The sequence below is a fragment of the Plebeiibacterium sediminum genome (assembly GCF_026013605.1).
GTDB classification, from domain to species: Bacteria; Bacteroidota; Bacteroidia; order Bacteroidales; family Marinilabiliaceae; genus Saccharicrinis; species Saccharicrinis sediminus.
In genome coordinates, this window is sequence record NZ_JAPDPJ010000050.1 from 1 (window position 1) to 19,084 (window position 19,084).

Genomic DNA, 19,084 nt, shown 5'->3' on the forward strand with positions numbered 1-19,084 from the left:
GCGGAGAGAGAGGGATTCGAACCCCCGGTACGTTGCCGCACAACGGTTTTCAAGACCGCCGCATTCGACCACTCTGCCATCTCTCCAATACTTTTATATTTTATCTGAAATCATCCGTTTAAAGTCTCTTTCAGTGTGTATCTCTTTTGATAACGGCTGCAAAAATAGAGCATTTTTTTATATCTGCAAAACTAAAAAATAAAAAAAACATCAAGTTTTTTTCGGAGGGTAATCTAAGTGCTTTTTCTTCAGTGAAGTAAGTTGTAAAGTTTTTTTGAAAAAAAAAGTTGAATTTTGTTTAGGCAGTTTAATTTTACCCTAATTTCATTGTGTAATACAATTTCCATTGCATAATGCGGCTTTTTTAAGATTATAGGTACTTATTTTATTTTATAGTATTAAATTCGTCTTTTATTACAAACAAAATTAATATACTGAATTTTATCTCATGGATGGATTGAGAGCGTTAAAAGACCTAAGAGATGATGTTGTAAATAAAGCTCTTGTAATAGGTTTTGGCTTTGGTGTAATTTCATATTTGGTTACAGTAGTCAGGGCTTTTTCCTATGGTTTTAACTGGACTCTTTATGCCATAACATTGGTAGTTGTTTATTTAGGTATATTGGTTTATTATCGAAAAAAGGTAAAACTCGGATTTAAGGTACTTTCTGTTGCTTTTATCATATTGATGGCTTTAATTACTGGTTTATCTAAATATGGTTTTTTAGTATCCTCTAAAGCTTATATTATATTAATACCCATTTTTGTTTCGTTTGTAATGGGATACCGAAGAGCAATACTATTACTTATATTTTTTAGTTTTATATATGCTCTTTTTGGCGTTTTGTTTGTTTACGAAATTATTCCTTATACCATAGATGTCAGGGCTTATATATTATCACCCATATCCTGGGCCATGGATATTACCATAATTATACTTACAGCAGCTGCATTATTGGTTGTGGGAAAAAAATATTCCGACTCAATATTATTAAATCTGGCATTAATTAAGCAGCAAAATAAGGAATTAAACGAACGTGAGCGTAAGTTCTATTTGCTCTTTGATCATTCATTTGATGCTATTTTAATAGTTAAAGATGGTTTTATTGTAGATGTAAATACCATTGCAACTAAAGTGCTTAAAGTAGGTAAAGATGAAATTGTAGGAATGCATATTGAAGACTTTGCGCCGGAAAAGCAGCCGGATGGCACTGTTTCTGCATTGAAGATGAGGGAATTTGCAGATGAAGTAAGAGCAAATAAGTCAAAATCTTTTGAATGGAGACATCAACGTTATAATGGAGAGGAGTTTGATGCGGAAGTACATATAGCAGTTATTGATGTAGAGGAGAATGAGTTATTTCAGGTTTTAATCAAGGATATTACGGAGCAAAAACAACAGCAATCTGAAATTGAAAAATACAGGTTACATCTTGAGAACCTGGTAGAGAAGCGAACTGAAGCATTAAATCAGGCTAATCAGGATTTACTCAATTCCAATAATCAATTACGAAAACAACATGCCAAACTAGAGAAGTCAATTGCAGAGATAAAGTCCATGCAGGAAAAATTGATTGAAAAAGAAAAAATGGCTTCGCTGGGGGTTATGACATCAGGAGTAGCCCATGAAATTAATAATCCATTAAATTTTATTCAAACCGGATTGTATTCTCTTCGAAATACTTTTGATACAGATTTACAAAAATATCTGAGTCAGGATGATTTAACGACAAACAGGCAGGTGATTGACTATATGGAAGAAGGCGTAAATCGTATTTCAAGTATTGTTAATAGTTTGGGTAGTTTTAGTAGTAAAGGTACAGCCGGATTTACCGTATGTAATATAAACGACGTTATTGAGGATTGTTTGGTAGTTTTAAGTCACGAAATTAAGAATCGTATAGAGATTGTTAAGGATTTTTCAGCAAGCAAAATAGAAGTCATGGCATCTGAAGATGGTTTACATCAGGTGTTTTTTAGTATATTATATAATTCAGTTCAGGCTATAAAGCATGATGGAGTCATAACAATTAAGCTTTCTGTGGATGAAAACAATAATGTGATCGTATTTGTTAGGGATAATGGAATGGGCATGTCGAAAGTAACCATGAAAAAGATGTTTGATCCATTTTATACTAAAAAATCTCCGGGAGAAGGCTCTGGTTTAGGAATGACTATTGTGTATAATATAGTAAAAGAACATGGAGGAAGAGTAAAAGTGGATTCAAAATTGGGTGAAGGAACATTAATTGAAGTAGTATTGCCTATATTAGCGTAGGAAAAGAAATATATTATGATTTTATATGTAGATGATGAACACATTAATTTAAAATTATTTGAGTTAATGTTTAAAGATAAATACAAAACAGTTTTATCGGAGTCACCAGAAAAGGCTTTGGATATTTTAAAAGAGAATAACGAAATAAAAGTAGTTATTACAGACATGAAGATGCCTGTAATGAGTGGAGTGGAGTTTGTTGAAAAAGCCAAAACCTATAAACCAGAGCTTGCTTATTATTTATTGTCAGGATACGGGATGAATGAGCCCATATCAGAAGCTTTAAATTGTAAACTCATTGAGGGTTATTTTCAAAAGCCTTTAAAAAAAGGATTAATAGAAAAAGAATTGGATGAGCATTTGAAATAATACAGTTCTTTTATAAGATATTGTAAGCTGAAATTCTATTTTATATAGGATTTCAGCTTTTCTGTTTTTAAAAGGGGTAATTTGTAATTAAAAACTGTTGTAAAGTTACAAAGGGTAGTTTAAAGTGGGGTGTATGCTTTCGAAAAATATAAAAATTTGGAGGTAATACTTTAAATTTATAAGTTTGCATCCAGAGAAATGATTATTACCACCTATTAAGAAAAATTTTATGAAGAAAGCAATTCTTTTAGCAACTCTGTTGCTAGGGTTTTTTGTGAATGGATGGGCCAATACCGGTCCGGAAGTAGATGCCGGAGCTACGGCTTGGATGTTAACATCAACTGCATTGGTATTATTAATGATACCAGGATTAGCCATGTTCTATGGCGGTTTAGTAAGATCAAAAAATGTTTTAGGAACCATGATGCATAGTTTTGCAGCTATGGGCGTTATGAGTGTTCTTTGGGTATTGATAGGATACTCAATGAGTTTTGGAGATAGTATTCTTGGAGGTTTGTTCGGATGGAACAAAGATTATGTGTTACTTCAGGGTATTGATACTACTATTATGGAAGGTGGAGTGCCAGAATTGGTATTCTCTATGTTTCAGGGTAAATTTGCTATAATTACCCCGGCGTTAATAGCAGGAGCTTTTGCCGAGAGAGTTAAGTTTAAAGGTTATTTAGTATTTATTGCATTGTGGGGAATTATCGTGTATAATCCTTTATGTCACTGGGTTTGGTCTGCAGATGGTTTCTTACATCACTGGGGAGCTGCTGGTGCTATTGACTTTGCAGGAGGTACTGTTGTTCATATTTCAGCCGGTATTAGTGGTTTGGTTGCTGCTATTTATTTAGGTGCAAGAAGAGGATATCCTCACCGTCAGCAACGTCCTAATAATTTGGTTATGACAATGATGGGTGTTGGTTTGCTTTGGGTAGGCTGGTTTGGATTTAATGCCGGAAGTAGTATTAATAGTGGACTGGATACAGCTCAGGCGTTAACGGCAACTCAGGTTGCTGGTGCAGCGGGTGCTTTAATGTGGGTAATTATTGAAATGGTACACCATGGAAAAGGTACAGCTTTAGGATTTGCTTCAGGTATTTTAGCCGGATTGGTTGCTGTTACTCCTGCAGCGGGAGTTGTTCAACCATCAGGAGCGTTGTTACTGGGAGCTATATCTTCAATTATTTGTTATGGAGCCTTAATGCTTAAAGATAAATTAGGATACGATGATTCATTGGATGCTTTTGGTGTTCATGGTGTAGGAGGAATTGTGGGAGCGCTTTTATTATCATTCTTTATTAGAGATAGCTGGATGGCTGATGCTGCAGCAAATACTGCTGATGGAATCTGGACATCATGGGATCAATTTTGGGTACAAGGCGTTACTGTTGTAATTGCTATTGGATATTCAATAATTACAACTATTGTTATTATTTGGGTTGTTGAGAAATTTGTTGGATTGAAGGCTACTGATGAAGAAGAGATGACAGGTTTGGATCATTCATTCCATGGAGAACGTGGTTATGGTATGTTAAATCCAAACTAGAGTTAATCTATAATTGAGATGTTGTATTTTAATTAAAAATTTAACAGATTAAATGCGTTATAACTAAACTTTCTTCAATCAAAGAACGTTACGTTAATTGATAAGATTTATCTGGCAAATGAAAGAAAATTTAAGCAAATGAAACGAGCCATGTGAAGTGTTTCGCACACACGAGCATGATTAAATTTGGCGAGTTCCATATGGCTTATGAAAACAAATTATAATCATATGAAATTAGTAACCGCAATTATAAGAGCATACCAATTGGATCAGGTTCGTGAAGGATTGATTCAGGCTGGTATTACACGTATTACCGTATCCAGAGTATCGGGACATGGAAATCAAGTAAGTAAAGAAGTTTATCGTGGTAAGGAAGTAATTCCTAACTTAACTCCTAAAATGAGAGTTGAGATAGCGGTAAATGATGAATTTGTAGAAACTACAATCGAAGCAATTATACGAGCAGCTAAATCGCACAATGGTAACCAAGGAGAAGTTGGAGACGGAAAGATATTTGTAACACCCCTAGAACAATGTATTCGTATCCGTACAGAAGAGCGAGGTAGTTCTGCTATATAAAGTAGAGATTTGTACTCTAATCTAAACCAAGGCCCCATTGATATTTTTATCAGTGGGGTTTTTTTATGTAATATGTAGTCATTAAAACATACATTCCGGCATTAATGTCAGAGGTACTGACATAAAATATGTCTATATGTCATTATCTCCTGCTTGGCATACCATTTGAAATGATGCCTCCGGAAAAAATGTTTAATCAATAAAAAAACAAATAATACTATGTCAAAAGGTCATATTGGGGTAACGTCCGAAAATATATTCCCCATCATTAAAAAGTTCCTTTATTCAGATCATGAAATCTTTTTGAGAGAGTTGGTGTCTAACGCAGTAGATGCATCTCAAAAATTAAAAACTTTGTCTAGTGTAGGAGAGTTTAAAGGTGAAATGGGTGATCTGAAGGTTAAAGTTTCTATCGATGAGAAAAAGAAAACATTAACAATTTCGGATAGAGGGGTAGGTATGACTGCCGAAGAAATTGATAAGTATATTAATCAGATTGCCTTTTCAGGAGCTGAAGAGTTTCTTGATAAATATAAAAATGATGCTAACGCAATTATTGGGCATTTTGGATTAGGATTCTACTCTTCATTTATGGTATCGAAGAAAGTGGAAATTATCACTTTGTCGCATAAAGAAGGCGCTCAGGCTGTTAAATGGTCTTGTGATGGTAGTCCTGAATATACACTTGAAGAAGTTAAAAAAGAAGACAGAGGAACTGACATTGTTTTATATATCGATGATGAAAACAAACAGTTTCTTGAAAAAGCAGAGATCACTCGTTTATTAAATAAATATTGTCGCTTTTTACCTGTTGAAGTTGCTTTTGGAAAGAAAACAGAGTGGAAAGATGGTAAAGAGGTTGAATTAGAAGAGGATAATGTAGTAAACGATACAAATCCTTTATGGACTAAAAAACCTGCTGATTTAAAGGATGAGGATTACAATAAATTCTACAGGGATTTATATCCAATGAGTGATGATCCTATCTTTAATATCCATCTAAATGTAGATTATCCGTTTAATCTAACCGGAATTTTATATTTCCCTAAGATTAAAAACAATGTAGAGGTTCAGAAAAATAAAATTCAGTTATATAGTAATCAGGTGTTTATTACTGATTCGGTTGAGAATATTGTACCTGAATTCTTAACGCTTTTACATGGTGTAATTGATTCTCCTGATATTCCTTTAAATGTTTCCCGTTCTTATTTACAAGCTGACGGTAACGTTAAAAAGATATCTAACCATATCACTAAAAAAGTAGCAGATCGTTTAGCTGAAATCTTTAAAGCTGACAGAAAAGGTTTTGAAGAAAAATGGGATTCTTTGAAGTTATTCATCGAGTATGGTATGCTAACAGAAGAGAAATTCTATGATAAAGCACAGAAATTTACACTGTTAAAAAATACTGACGGTAAGTATTTTACTTTTGATGAATACAAAGATATCATCAAAGAAAATCAAACAGATAAAGATAAGCAATTGGTATATTTATATACCACAAATGCTGAAGAGCAACATAGCTTTATTGAAGGAGCAAAAGCAAAAGGTTATGATGTGTTGTTAATGGATGGACAGTTAGATACACACTTTATCAATCACATGGAACAAAAACTGGATAAGAGCAGATTTGTACGTGTAGATGGTGATGTAGCTGAAAAACTGATACCAAAAGAAAATACATTAGAGTCTAAATTATTAGCTAAAGATAAAGACGACTTAACAACTGTATTTACTGCTAAAGTGCCTAATAGCAATAAAATGAACTTTATTGTTGCTTTTGAAGCTATGGGTACAGATGCTAATCCTGCAATTATTACTCAGCAAGAGTTTATGCGTCGTATGAAAGAGATGAGTGCAATGCAAGGTGGCGGTATGAACTTTTATGGAGAAATGCCGGATAGTTACCAGTTGGTTGTAAACGAAAACCATCCGTTAATTGAGCGTATTTTAGAAGATAAAAATAAATCAGTTGGAGAGCAGGTTGATTCAGTTCGTAATAAGATTGAAAGCCTGAATGGTAAACGTCAGGAACTGGAAAAAGCGAAGGAAGGCAAGAAAGATGAAGAAATTCCTCAGGCTCAAAAAGATGAATTAGCTGATGTTGATAAGAAAATTAGTGAGTTGAATACTAAGAAAACTGAAATTTTAAATGGTTTTAGTAATGATAATAAATTAGTATCTCAATTAATTGATTTGGCATTGCTTTCAAATAATATGCTTAAAGGTGAAGCGCTTACTAAATTTGTTAAGCGAAGCATTGATTTGATATAGAGATTGATAAGAAGTTTTTTAAAGCTGTTTGAATTTTTCAAACAGCTTTTTTTGTGCTTTGTTAATAAAAATCACATTTCAAATGAAACAAAATCAGGTTACAAAAGTACATGGGTAGGAATGCTTACACACTTTAAATCGGGGTTTGGTTGATTGATTGAACTTTGGTTGTTAATATGGGGACAAACAGTGTTTTTACGGGAAAAAATCAAAATATGGTTTAGTAGCTTATTCCGGTCTTTACGGTTTCATTTGCTGTTCTGGAATTTTGCCCTTTTCTTTTATGTTTTTATAACAGGAAATCAATCTTTGTTTGTTAACTATTTCAATCTGCTTGCTGTAGATTCTATTTATACAAACACTGTTTTTTTGGCAGTTTCAATATCAACATTATTTACCTTTTTAGATACCCTTTTTTCTGATAGAATAATGCGTTTTTCGCCTATCAGATCAATGATCTTCTTAAGATCATTACTATACTTTTTGTTGGCTTTTGCTATTCTTTATCTGGCCGCAAACAAAACAGTTACGCTGGATTCTTTGAAAGATTATCGTACGATTCTGGCTAAGATGCCAAAGTTGGAAATGGAGCATATTCGCTTTCTGGCTTATTTTTATTTAGCGTGTATTGCCAGTAATTCCGTTAAGGAAATGTATAAGAAGATTGGAATTACAAACTTTTTCAATTGGTTTTTCGGCAGGTTAAATAAACCCTATGAAGAAAAGAAGATTTTTATGTTTGTTGACATGAAAGCTTCTACTACAATTGCAGAAAGACTAGGGCATGAAAAGTTTAGTCGCCTGGTTCAGGATGTTTTTAATGACCTTTCTATCATATATAATTATCACGGAGAAGTTTATCAGTATTTGGGAGATGGTGCCATTATTTCCTGGAATGTAAGAGATGGTGTTCGAAACAACAATTGTATTAAAGCCTTTTATTCTTTTCAGAGAACTGTTGAACGCAGGTATTGGTATTATCGCAGAAAGTATGGTGAGGAGCCTAAATTTAAAGCAGGTATTCATGTGGGTAAAGTAATGGTATTGCAGGTAGGAAGTATTCGTAGGGATATTTCGTATAATGGTGATACCATAAATACTGCCGCCCGTATAGAATCCATGTGTAATGAGTACAAACAGAATTTGTTGATTTCCGGAGTTTTGTATGAGTACTTTGAAAATAAGGATGAGTACAATTTTAAAGATGTGGGCACGATTAAACTAAAGGGGAAAAAGCAGGCAATTCTGTTGTATCAGGTAAAGCAGAAATTGCGACCTAAAAAGTGAAAAAATGCATTATTAAGAATTTGAGAATTTTTATAATGTTAAAGAGTGTTAATTTGTAAAATATTTTTAAATTGCAACGGTACAAAGTAATATAATCGTTGGGTAAAATTAATTTAAAATATTTGCTTCTCTTAATGCTGTTTGTTGGTGTATTTCATTCAGCTATAGCTATTAAGCCATTTTACGGGTTTGGTACTTTTGATAAGAATGTTCGCACAATGACAACAGAAGTAACCAAAACTTTGGTGAATAATGGTTTTGAGGTTGTTGGTATGTATCATCCTTCTCATGAGGATTCCTTGTGTGTGATCATTTTTACATGTGATGAATTAACAAGTATGGCAACCGGAGTAGGTGATAAAGCTGCTTTTGGCTCTACTATCAGGGTTGGGATTATTGGAAAGGGGCAGCAAAGTTTGCTGACTATGCTTAATCCCCATTATTTTGTACATGCCTATTTTAATAGCAAGGCTAATGGCGAGGATGTAGAGTTTATGACTTCGAAAATCGATTCTTTGGCCTTAAGTGCAATGTCTGTATTTTCTAAATCACCTATTAAATATGGAGATGATTTATCGGTGGAAGAATTAAGTTCCTATCGTTTTTTACCCACCATGGCAAAGTTTAATGATGTAGTTGAATTAGGAGAGTTTGATGAATATATAGAAGCAATTACTGTTGTTCGTCAGAATATTATGTCAGGAGTTGGTGATGCAGAATTAGCTTACGAAATTTGCTTTGAGGATAAAGAGATTGCTGTTTTTGGGGTTACATTTAATAATGCAGTCGAAAAGGAGCTATTGGAATTTCTTGGTGTGGAGTATATTTCATCGTTACCCTTTGAAGTGTTAATTCAGGATAATATGGCTTATATGTTGAGTCCTAAATATAGAATACCTCTTTATAAACCGGGATTAAGTTCATTCAAACTTCTGAAACTGATGTCTTTATCTTCAGAAATTAAAGATGGTTTATATGGAGTTTCAGAAGTTGACGAGTAGTGTTAAAGGTTATTCTTCTTCCTTGAGTTTTAGTAAATATCCACTTCCGTGAATGTTAATAATTTCAATTCTTGGTTCAGCTTTTAAATATTTGCGGAGTTTGGTAATGTATACATCCATACTTCTGGTTGTAAAATAATTGTTTTCACCCCAAATAGAGTTTAAAGCTTTTTCCCGGAGCATTACCTTGTTCATGTCAATGCATAAAAGCTTTAGGAGTTCAGCTTCTTTTGGCGACAGTTGATGTACACCTTCCTTTGATGTTAGTGTTCTTAGTTCAAAATTAAATTCAATACATCCTAAATTAAACGTGCTGGGAGTTTCCTCTTCCTCTTTTTGTGCTCTACGGTTTAAAATAGCATTGATTTTGGCAATAAGAATTTCAGAGTCAAAAGGTTTGGTAACGTAATCGTCAGCTCCAATTCCAAATCCTTGCAAAACATCTTCTTTTAATGTTTTTGCAGTTAAAAATATTAAAGGAATACTTTCTTCTTTTTCCTTAATTTCCTTTCCAATAGTAAAGCCATCAACGTTAGGTAACATCACATCTAAAATACAAATGTCAAAATGACCAACAACAAAGGTTTTCATGGCATTAATACCATCCTTGATCCAGGTAACATCAAAGCCATTAATTTCCAGATATGATTTCATTACTGTACCAAAATTTTGGTCGTCTTCTACCATGAATACTTTTTTCTTATCGCTCATTTTGATATTGTTTTACGCTGAAGTATGATGTTAAGTTGATTGTTATTTAAAGGGCAAAAATAATTTAAATTCTGAACCTTCGCCTAATTTACTTTTTACAAATATGTTTCCGCCATGCTGAAGCATGATAGCTTTTACATAACTAAGTCCTAAGCCAAAACCCTTTACGTTGTGAATATTTCCTTTTGTAGCTCTAAAAAACTTCTCAAATACTTTTGCTTGTTGTTCTTTGCTCATTCCAATTCCATTGTCGCGAATTAAAATGTCAATACCATTCTTATTGTTTTCGGTAATGATATCTATAACCGGATTTTCTTTAGAGTATTTTAAAGCGTTTTCGAGCAGGTTAACCAATACATTAGTAAAATGAACTTCATCTACATTAAAAACAGTTGATTCAGCATTTAAATGGCTTGATATTACAGCAGATTTTTGTTCTGCTAATAACTGCATTTTTTGCGTGGCGTCATTTATCAATTGGTGTATGTCTTTTTCAACCGGCAATAACTGAAAATCACGTTTTTCAATTAGCGACATTTGTAAAACGCGCTCAACCTGATTATTCATCCTTTTATTTTCTTCTTTTATAATTTTTAGAAACGAAGAAATATGTTCCGGTTTGTTAATGATCATTGGGTTGGCAATATTATCGGTTGCCAGATTTATGGTTGCAATAGGTGTTTTAAACTCATGAGTCATATTATTAATAAAATCTGACTTTATTTCTGAAAGTTTTTTCTGATTAACTATGGTTCGTAAGGTGTATAAAAACGTAAGTAAAATAAACAGTGTAAAAACAATGGAGGAGCCGAATAGTACCCCTAATGATTTTAAAATAAATTGTCCCTGATGAGGGAAATAAATGTCCAATGCAATAGGAGACCAGCTTCTGAAAATATCATTAGGAAACAGATTGGCAACAAACTTAAAATCACTATCATCCTTATAGTAATTACCAGTGTATATGTTGGTTAATTTACCGGTGTTTCTGTTAATAATACCATATTCATAATCTAAATCAATACCTCTGGCATTTAATTCGTAGTCTAAAACATTATTTAAGTTTTTAGTATTTAATCTTTGTAACGGATTAACAGAACGCATTTGTAATTCGTAGCTGAATTGATTAAACATATTTAATGCATCCATATTTCCGTTATTGCCTAAAACTCTTTTGATGGAATCTTCCATAAGAGAAATGGCTTGCTCCATAGCCTGAACATCGTCTTTGTTGTTGAAGTCAATGTTTTCTTTTTTAATGGTTACTTGTTGAGGTTCTCCATTGCTTTGTATTTCAAAATGAGCTTCAAAAGTACCACCACCTGAATTTGAAAGATCTTTATTTTCACCATCAGTTATATGGTCCAGAATATTTTCATTGTTTAATTTTGGTTGCGGGAAATAAGGTATGGTGTTTCTGTTGTTGTTACTTAAAGGTTGTTGCGATGGAATTTGATTGGATAAAAACTGTTGCATAAAAAAGTTTGCAGCCTGTTCTTTTTCAACCCTTCTAATAGATGCATTTAATGCATCGTATACTGTAGCTGTAAATTTTTCATTTTGAACTTGTATGGCATTGTTCATCCACAAAAATTGAACGAGAATTATTCCTAATAATGAAAATCCCATTAACACAATTAATCCTATTATTGATTTCTTTTTCATTGCTTGTTCTAATAATTCATTGCGTAAATATAAAGTATTTTCAATCTCGTATTTTTACTTTAACTTTTCCTTAACTGACTTTAACCCCGCCTTAACCGTAATGAATGAAATAGTTCTGTACTTTTGCTTCTGTCAAATGATAATTGATAACAAAGTATTGTGGTTGCTTAATGATTTGTCTGATTTTAAAAAGTAAATCAGTATATGTTTTGAGTAAACCGACAGATAAAAGTAAATAGAGTATTAATATATAGAAAAGAGCATTTAGTATTATGTAATAAAAAGTTCATTAAGTTTTTTCATACAAAGGTTTAGGTTAAGAAAAGAAAAGCATGGAAGTGATTCGCCATGCTTTTTTTTGTTTTCTGCTATTTAACCCGGATTACGTATGATAACTTTGTAATGAACATTGAAAGTGCCATAAAACAAGGCATTACTGAAATGAGGCATAGCATCGTTTTGGTGAATTGAAGCTACGTAGTTTCTTGTTTTAAAGCGATTTCAATGTATAATAGGCTTTTTAATGCATATTTCGGGTTTTAGTATTGTTATTTTACAAATGATGGAGAGGTGGCTAGCTGGCCAATTATGACATCACTAAAGCTTATGTTTTCTGTGTTTTCCATACTTAAAGGATTGGCGGTGCTGTCAATCTTGATGTTTTTAAAATAGATGTCAGACAGTTTCTTATCGGGAAAACCTTGCATAACAATTCCTGAGCTTTTTGCTTTTTGACATGAAATATTTTCGAAATAGATGTCTTTTATATCGGTAATATGCCCTTCGCCTTCGTTATGATAGTATGAGGTGATGTAAATACAGTCCTCAACTTCTCCAAATTTAACATCATTAATAAAGATGTTCTTGATATATCCTCCTCTGTCAGGATTTGATTTTAAGTAGATACCACGTTTTAGTTTTCCTGCAAAATCGCAGTTCTCAACATAAACATTTTCAACCCCAGCCGACATTTCGCTACCTATTACAATGGCATGTAGTCCTTTAAAATGGCAATTACGGACAATGATGTTTTCTGAATGGAACTCCGAGGCTCTGCCTTCGTCATCTCTTCCTGATTTAATGGCGATATTGTCGTCAGAATTATTAAAGGTGATATCTTCGATTAAGATGTTTTTAGAGTATTCAGGATCAATACCATCGTTGTTTTTATTGTAGGCCTCGTATTTTATATTTCTGACTGTAATATTTTCGCAGCGAAGAAGGTGAAGGCACCAAAAAGGAGAATCTTCAATTTTAACTCCCTCTACTAAAATGTTTTTACAGTCGTAAAGCTGAATTAATTGAGGACGCAAATAGTGACCCTCTCCAAAAATACGTTGGTCAATGGGTGTGTTGTTGTGATTCATTTCGCGGCTTAAAAGTTGATCTTTTTTTTGCAGACCATGCCATTTTGCCCATGTTTCTGATGCTTCTCCGTCAATGATTCCTTCTCCTGTTATACGAATATTTTTACAATTGTAGGCATAAATAAACGGACTGTAGTTGTATAGAAAAGTGCCTTCCCAACTGGTTTTTACAACGGGTAAATAATCGTTGTAATCAGAGCTAAAGAAAATTCGGGCACCTTTTTCAATGTGTAAATCCATGTTGCTTACCATATGAATGGGGCCATCCATAAAATATTGCCCGGCAGGAAATATTAATGTTCCACCGCCTTTACTGTTTAAGTCTTTAATTGCTTTAGCTACTGCAGCTTTATTAGGTGTAACAGAATCACCTTTAGCACCAAAGTCTGTTACACTTATTGAATATTCAGGAACAGAGGGTGCCTTGATGTTTTTTAATATAGAGTCAATAGTTGGAATTTCATTGGTATCAACAGAAACTTGAATTTGACAGGCTAAAATGCCAAATATTAAAAACAGGAAGTATATTTTTTTCATAGGTAAATATGTTTTATAAGTTGAATTTACTGTGTTCTATTGCAATTTTAGCTAAATAAAAGGAGAACTCAATGTATTAATGGGAGAGATGAAAATTATGATGCTGCAGTTCTATAATAAAATAGTAAAGGACTTGAGAATAAACATCAATAGATACCTTAAGAGTGTTTGATAATTTAGCTCCTTGGTGAGTATTGAAAATGAGGATGGTAACAGTATTGATTTGTTTGTTGTTTGTATTGGTGTAATATTCAGAAATACAGAGTTTTATAATGTTGATAAAAACATGTGTTTTGTGCTTTTAAAAGCGCCTAATTTTGTTATATTTGTAAGTCTTTTTTATTATGGTGAAAGCCATTGTTAAAGAACAATATAGAAGAAATAATGCAACGAAATCTATAATTGATGAGCGAAGAAAATATTAAAGAAAACAACCCAGGTCAGGGTAATGGTTATTCCGCAAATAGTATTACGGTATTAGAGGGATTGGAAGCTGTTAGAAAGCGTCCAGCCATGTATATTGGAGATGTTGGTGTGAAAGGATTACATCACCTTGTATATGAGGTTGTGGATAACTCAATTGACGAAGCATTAGCTGGACATTGTGATACAATAGATGTAAAAATACTTGAAAATAATTCAATCTCAGTTAAGGATAATGGTAGAGGTATTCCTGTGGATCATCATGAAAAAGAAGGAAAATCTGCTTTAGAGGTTGTAATGACAGTGCTCCATGCCGGTGGTAAATTTGATAAGGATTCTTATAAAGTATCTGGTGGTTTGCATGGTGTTGGTGTTTCTTGTGTTAATGCATTGTCTACCTATTTAAAAGCTGAAGTTCACAGAGATGGTAAGATTTATCAACAAGAGTATTCAATAGGTGTTCCTCAGGGGGAGTTACAGGAGATAGGTACAACAGACATTACTGGTACAACTGTAACTTTTACTCCGGATGGATCAATCTTTACTACTACCGAATATAAATATTCTATTTTATCAAATCGTTTAAGAGAATTGGCTTTCTTAAACAAGGGTATTACAATTACTCTTACTGATGAAAGAGAAGTTGATGGAAATGGAGATTTTAAAACAGAAGTGTTTCATTCAGAAAATGGATTAGAGGAATTCGTAAGATTTATTGATGAAACCAGAGAAACACTTACAGAAAATATCATTCATATCACTACGGAAAAGAATGATGTTCCGGTAGAGTTGGCAATTCAATACAATACTTCATTTAGTGAAAATGTATATTCTTATGTGAATAATATCAATACTATTGAAGGAGGTACTCATTTAACTGGATTTAGAAGAGGTTTAACCCGTACTTTAAAGACCTGGGCTGAGAAATCAGGAATGTTATCAAAATTAAAGTTTGATATAGCTGGTGATGACTTTAGAGAAGGTTTGACAGCTGTTATTTCAGTAAAAGTTCAGGAGCCACAGTTTGAGGGACAAACAAAAACTAAATTAGGAAACTCAGAAGTGAGTCTTGCTGTTGATCAGGCTGTTAGTGCTGCTTTAGGTCATTATCTGGAAGAGAATCCTAAAGATGCAAAAGTTATTGTAAATAAGGTGATTCTTGCAGCAACTGCTCGTCATGCAGCTCGTAAAGCGCGTGAAATGGTTCAGCGTAAAACAGTGATGTCAGGAGGTGGCTTACCTGGTAAGTTAGCTGACTGTTCTGAAAAAGATCCTTCTTTATGTGAGGTATTTCTTGTGGAGGGAGATTCGGCAGGAGGAACTGCTAAGCAAGGTAGAGATCGTAAGTTTCAGGCTATTCTTCCGTTGAGAGGAAAGATTCTTAATGTTGAGAAAGCGCTTCAACATAAGGTGTTTGATAGTGATGAGATTAAAAATATATTTACAGCTTTAGGTGTAACAATTGGTACCGATGAAGATAGTAAAGCTTTAAACCTTGCAAAATTAAGATATCATAAAGTTGTAATTATGACGGATGCCGATGTGGATGGTAGTCACATTACTACTTTGATCATGACTTTCTTCTTTAGATATATGAGGGGCTTAGTTGAAAATGGTTATTTATACATTGCAACACCACCTTTGTATTTATGTAAAAAGGGTAAAGCAGAAGCGTATTGCTGGAATGAACAGCAACGACGTGAATTTATTGAACAATATAGTGGCGGTAAAGAAGATTCTGTACACATTCAACGATACAAAGGTTTAGGTGAGATGAATGCAGAACAGCTTTGGGAAACAACTATGAATCCGGAGCAAAGAACTTTACGTCAGGTTTCAATTGAGAGTGCAGCTGAGGCTGATAGAGTGTTCTCAATGTTGATGGGAGATGATGTTCCACCTCGTAGAGAGTTTATTGAAGAAAATGCAACTTATGCAAACATTGATGCTTAATTGCTGAGTTTGCTTTAGATATTACAAAGTCGCCTTAATTTTTTAGGGCGACTTTTTTTATAAAAAAAATCCACCTCATAACGAAGTGGATTTTATATTGTATATTTTGAGAAATAGAAATTACGATCTGTCAGCTTTAAGTCTGTCGGCCATTGCTTTACCAAGTGCAAGACAAGCCTCATATTTGTCGGCTTTTAAAGCATGCTTTTCTTCAACACTTTCACCAACTAATTCCCAATTTAGTTCTTCACCAACAGCTGTTAATTTTTTAACTGCAGCACCAGCCCAAGAGAATGAGCCAAGTATTCCTAAATAGTGATTTTGAACTCCCATGTGAACCAATTTTGTAGTTAATGATTCCATGTTTGGATGAAGTTCGTTGCAATAAGTAGGACTGGCAAGAATTAATCCTTTGTATTTAAAAATATCTGAAATAATAAATGATGCATGTGATTTTGAAACATCATGTACGCGAATGTGTTTGATGCCATTTTCTGCAAGCTCTCTGGCAACAGCTTCTGCCATTTCTTCTGTATTTCCATACATTGAAGCATAAGCAACTACTACTCCTTCTTCAGTTTCGTATTTACTCCAACGATCATACATAGAAATTACTTCAGAAATGTAGTTTCTCCAGATAGGACCATGAGTAGATGCAATCATGTTGATTTCTAAGCCACCTAACTTTGATAATGCTTTTTGAACAGGAGAGCCATACTTTCCAACAATGTTAGAATAGTATCTTCTCATTTCATCACGATAGTAATCAAATTCAAACTCATCATCAAAAATACCTCCGTCAAGAGTTCCAAAAGTACCAAAAGCATCAGCAGAGAAAAGAATTTTTTCTGTTGATTCAAAAGTAACCATAGTTTCAGGCCAGTGTACCATAGGAACCATATAGAAATTTAAAGTGTGTTTACCTAAGCTTAAGGTATCACCTTCTTTTACTTCGATAGTGTTGTCAGAAATACCAAAGTAACCTTCAAGCATTGGTAAGGTTTTTTTGTTACCAACAATTTGAATGTTAGGATACATTTTTTTGATAATATCAATAGAACCACCATGATCAGGTTCCATGTGATTAACAATCAAATAGTCGATTTCCTTGTCTCCAATAATAGCCTTAATTTTCTTCAGGTATTTTTCAACTTGTCCTATTTCAACAGAGTCAATGAGAGCAACTTTTTCATCATCAATAACATAAGAATTGTAAGCAACTCCTCTGTCAATAGGCCACATGTTTTCAAACAAATGTGTTCTACGATCGTTAACTCCTACGTAATAAACACTGTCTGTTAGTTTTACTGGCTTGTACATATATTATTTAATTTATTATTTCGGTAATTAAGTGCTGCAAATATAGATAAAACTATTAAATTTCTTAATGGTCTTTATTTATGTAAAATGTTACATTTTTCTAATTAACAGCCAGGTGTCATTGTATTTCTCGTACTGATTTCTGATCATTCCAACTTTGTTTCTTGCATCCATTTCGTCGTTATAGGCGGCAACAGAAACTCGATATAAACCATTTTCATTTTCAAGAATTACAGGAGTAAAACCCTCTTCTATTAAAGTACTTTTATATGTTTTAGCATTGGATAAAACCTTAAAAGAACCAATAATTACATAGTATTTAAAAGATTTGTCTTCCTCTTCAATAACTTTAACCTTCTCTTCTTTTACAACAATATCCTTTGTTTCTTTAACTACAGGTTTAACTTTAGGCTCTTCCTTAACATATGGAGAATTGCTATCGCTAAAACTTGAACTTCCAGTATCACTTAATGATCTACATCCAATTAGTCCTATAAAAATAGCAACAGGTAAAATTATTTTTCGCATTTTCCTTTATGTTTAGTGTTTTCTTAAATCAAATAAACTTCAAAAATATAATATTCTATTTAATTCTATTTTATTTCTTAATTGAAATTGTGTTAATATGTGAGAATATTTGATTGAATTAAATATATTTGAAGTCAATATTAATTTTGTTTAATGAATAGCAAGGTGCGAAAAACAAAAATGAAGATGACCAAGACTCTCAGGAGAATGTGGCTTTTTATAGTTGTATTAGTATTGTTGGCTGTTTTGTTAGGAGGACGATTTTATCGTTATATATATGGTAATAATGTAGATCTGACAAAAGTAGAATCCCCTTATTTATATGTGCCTAATGGTACTACATTTTCCGGATTAAAAAAGATTATAGAAGATAAAGGTGCTTTAAAAGACATTGAAAGCTTTGTTTGGGTAGCTCAGAAAAAAGGGTACAACGATAATATTAAAGGAGGAAGGTATCTTCTGAAGCAAGGAATGAATAATAATCAGTTGATTAATTTATTGCGTTCCGGGCGTCAGGAAGCCATAAATATTACTTTTAATAATATTAGAAAACCAGGACAATTAGCATCTGTAGTTTCTGCCAAATTGATGGCTGATTCGGCAGAGCTTGTGTCGCTTTTTAGTAATGATAGTTTAATCAGAGAATTAGGTTTTACCAGAGAAACGTTTTTAGCCATGTTTATTCCTAATACATATCAAATGTATTGGAATACGGATGCAAAGGCTTTTGTTATCAGAATGAAGAAGGAGTATGATAGATTCTGGTCAGAAGATAAGAGAAATAAAGCTAAAGCATTGGGGTTAAGTCCTGTTGAAGTTAGTATTCTGGCTTCAATAGTAGATGAAGAAACCATCATGTCTGATGAAAAACCAGTGGTGGCCGGATTGTATATAAACAGGTTAAATAAAAAAATCAGGCTTCAGGCGGACCCAACGGTTAAATATGCGTTGGGAGATTTTACGATTCAGCGCGTGCTTAGTAAGGATTTAGAGATTGATTCTCCTTATAATACTTATATGTATGCAGGCCTGCCTCCCGGACCAATACGAATTCCATCAATAGTAGGTATTAACGCTGTTTTAAACAGAAAAGAACATAGTTATTATTATATGTGTGCTAAGGAAGATTTTTCAGGATATCATAATTTTGCAAAAACTTTAGCTCAGCATAATATTAATGCAGCCAGGTATCGTAATGAATTAAGAAAAAGAGGAATTAGACGATAATAAAAGATATAAA

General features: G+C 33.3%; 14 protein-coding genes and 1 tRNA gene. 9 read left to right on the forward strand and 6 right to left on the reverse strand.

What is annotated here, in order from left to right; genetic code table 11:
* Position 1: 1 nt before the first annotated feature.
* Positions 2 to 86 (reverse strand) — tRNA-Ser (locus OM075_RS17660).
* 362 nt (positions 87 to 448) lie between these two features.
* Between OM075_RS17660 and OM075_RS17665 the strand changes: the two genes are divergently transcribed.
* From OM075_RS17665 to OM075_RS17695, 7 genes are all read left to right on the forward strand, one after another.
* A complete protein-coding gene (locus OM075_RS17665) occupies positions 449 to 2,278 on the forward strand; it encodes an ATP-binding protein (protein WP_301191863.1) in 1,830 nt (609 codons plus the stop codon).
* Positions 2,279 to 2,293: 15 nt separating this feature from the next.
* Positions 2,294 to 2,647 (forward strand): response regulator, encoded by a 354-nt coding sequence (locus tag OM075_RS17670; RefSeq protein ID WP_301191864.1) that lies wholly within the window; start codon positions 2,294 to 2,296, stop codon positions 2,645 to 2,647.
* Between the two features lie 229 nt (positions 2,648 to 2,876).
* On the forward strand, positions 2,877 to 4,199 hold the full coding sequence (locus OM075_RS17675; RefSeq protein ID WP_301191865.1) for an ammonium transporter: 1,323 nt from the start codon (positions 2,877 to 2,879) through the stop codon (positions 4,197 to 4,199).
* Between the two features lie 228 nt (positions 4,200 to 4,427).
* Positions 4,428 to 4,778 carry a P-II family nitrogen regulator gene (locus tag OM075_RS17680; RefSeq protein WP_301191866.1) on the forward strand — a complete coding sequence of 117 codons (351 nt, stop codon included), beginning with the start codon at positions 4,428 to 4,430 and terminating at the stop codon, positions 4,776 to 4,778.
* Between the two features lie 219 nt (positions 4,779 to 4,997).
* Positions 4,998 to 7,052 carry a molecular chaperone HtpG gene (gene htpG / locus OM075_RS17685; protein ID WP_301191867.1) on the forward strand — a complete coding sequence of 685 codons (2,055 nt, stop codon included), beginning with the start codon at positions 4,998 to 5,000 and terminating at the stop codon, positions 7,050 to 7,052.
* A gap of 369 nt (positions 7,053 to 7,421) precedes the next feature.
* Positions 7,422 to 8,339: an adenylate/guanylate cyclase domain-containing protein gene (locus OM075_RS17690; RefSeq protein ID WP_301191868.1), complete on the forward strand. Its 918-nt coding sequence runs from the start codon at positions 7,422 to 7,424 to the stop codon at positions 8,337 to 8,339.
* 218 nt (positions 8,340 to 8,557) lie between these two features.
* Positions 8,558 to 9,340 (forward strand): hypothetical protein, encoded by a 783-nt coding sequence (locus OM075_RS17695; RefSeq protein WP_301191869.1) that lies wholly within the window; start codon positions 8,558 to 8,560, stop codon positions 9,338 to 9,340.
* A 9-nt stretch (positions 9,341 to 9,349) separates the two neighbouring features.
* On the opposite strand, the gene OM075_RS17700 is transcribed toward OM075_RS17695, so the two are convergent.
* From OM075_RS17700 to OM075_RS17710, 3 genes are all read right to left on the reverse strand, one after another.
* Entirely contained in the window at positions 9,350 to 10,051 is a 702-nt protein-coding gene (locus OM075_RS17700; protein WP_301191870.1) for a response regulator transcription factor, read from the reverse strand.
* A gap of 42 nt (positions 10,052 to 10,093) precedes the next feature.
* Positions 10,094 to 11,716 (reverse strand): sensor histidine kinase, encoded by a 1,623-nt coding sequence (locus tag OM075_RS17705; RefSeq protein WP_301191871.1) that lies wholly within the window; start codon positions 11,714 to 11,716, stop codon positions 10,094 to 10,096.
* Between the two features lie 548 nt (positions 11,717 to 12,264).
* Positions 12,265 to 13,620 (reverse strand): glycoside hydrolase family 28 protein, encoded by a 1,356-nt coding sequence (locus OM075_RS17710; RefSeq protein WP_301191872.1) that lies wholly within the window; start codon positions 13,618 to 13,620, stop codon positions 12,265 to 12,267.
* Positions 13,621 to 14,025: 405 nt separating this feature from the next.
* Here OM075_RS17710 and gyrB point away from each other — a divergent pair, with 405 nt between their 5' ends.
* Complete coding sequence (gene gyrB, locus OM075_RS17715; protein WP_301191873.1) at positions 14,026 to 15,996, forward strand: DNA topoisomerase (ATP-hydrolyzing) subunit B; 1,971 nt, start codon at positions 14,026 to 14,028, stop codon at positions 15,994 to 15,996.
* Positions 15,997 to 16,116: 120 nt separating this feature from the next.
* Here the strand turns inward: gyrB and OM075_RS17720 are convergent, their stop codons facing one another.
* Positions 16,117 to 17,316 (reverse strand): FprA family A-type flavoprotein, encoded by a 1,200-nt coding sequence (locus tag OM075_RS17720; protein WP_301191874.1) that lies wholly within the window; start codon positions 17,314 to 17,316, stop codon positions 16,117 to 16,119.
* 90 nt (positions 17,317 to 17,406) lie between these two features.
* Positions 17,407 to 17,844, reverse strand: a complete 438-nt coding sequence (locus OM075_RS17725; RefSeq protein ID WP_301191875.1) for an SPOR domain-containing protein — start codon at positions 17,842 to 17,844, stop codon at positions 17,407 to 17,409.
* 186 nt (positions 17,845 to 18,030) lie between these two features.
* On the opposite strand from OM075_RS17725, the gene mltG reads away from it, so the two are divergent.
* The gene (gene mltG, locus OM075_RS17730) at positions 18,031 to 19,071 is read left to right on the forward strand and encodes an endolytic transglycosylase MltG (RefSeq protein ID WP_301191876.1); all 1,041 of its coding nucleotides are present in this window, start codon (positions 18,031 to 18,033) and stop codon (positions 19,069 to 19,071) included.
* The last annotated feature ends 13 nt before the right edge of the window (positions 19,072 to 19,084 follow it).

Excerpts from the sequence above, each read along its gene's own strand:
- OM075_RS17665 (WP_301191863.1), top strand. The coding sequence starts at position 449 with ATGGATGGATTGAGAGCGTTAAAAGACCTAAGAGATGATGTTGTAAAT.
- OM075_RS17670 (WP_301191864.1), top strand. The coding sequence starts at position 2,294 with ATGATTTTATATGTAGATGATGAACACATTAATTTAAAATTATTTGAG.
- OM075_RS17675 (WP_301191865.1), top strand. The coding sequence starts at position 2,877 with ATGAAGAAAGCAATTCTTTTAGCAACTCTGTTGCTAGGGTTTTTTGTG.
- OM075_RS17680 (WP_301191866.1), top strand. The coding sequence starts at position 4,428 with ATGAAATTAGTAACCGCAATTATAAGAGCATACCAATTGGATCAGGTT.
- htpG (WP_301191867.1), top strand. The coding sequence starts at position 4,998 with ATGTCAAAAGGTCATATTGGGGTAACGTCCGAAAATATATTCCCCATC.
- OM075_RS17695 (WP_301191869.1), top strand. The coding sequence starts at position 8,558 with ATGACAACAGAAGTAACCAAAACTTTGGTGAATAATGGTTTTGAGGTT.
- OM075_RS17700 (WP_301191870.1), bottom strand. The coding sequence starts at position 10,051 with ATGAGCGATAAGAAAAAAGTATTCATGGTAGAAGACGACCAAAATTTT.
- OM075_RS17705 (WP_301191871.1), bottom strand. The coding sequence starts at position 11,716 with ATGAAAAAGAAATCAATAATAGGATTAATTGTGTTAATGGGATTTTCA.
- OM075_RS17710 (WP_301191872.1), bottom strand. The coding sequence starts at position 13,620 with ATGAAAAAAATATACTTCCTGTTTTTAATATTTGGCATTTTAGCCTGT.
- gyrB (WP_301191873.1), top strand. The coding sequence starts at position 14,026 with ATGAGCGAAGAAAATATTAAAGAAAACAACCCAGGTCAGGGTAATGGT.
- OM075_RS17720 (WP_301191874.1), bottom strand. The coding sequence starts at position 17,316 with ATGTACAAGCCAGTAAAACTAACAGACAGTGTTTATTACGTAGGAGTT.
- OM075_RS17725 (WP_301191875.1), bottom strand. The coding sequence starts at position 17,844 with ATGCGAAAAATAATTTTACCTGTTGCTATTTTTATAGGACTAATTGGA.
- mltG (WP_301191876.1), top strand. The coding sequence starts at position 18,031 with ATGACCAAGACTCTCAGGAGAATGTGGCTTTTTATAGTTGTATTAGTA.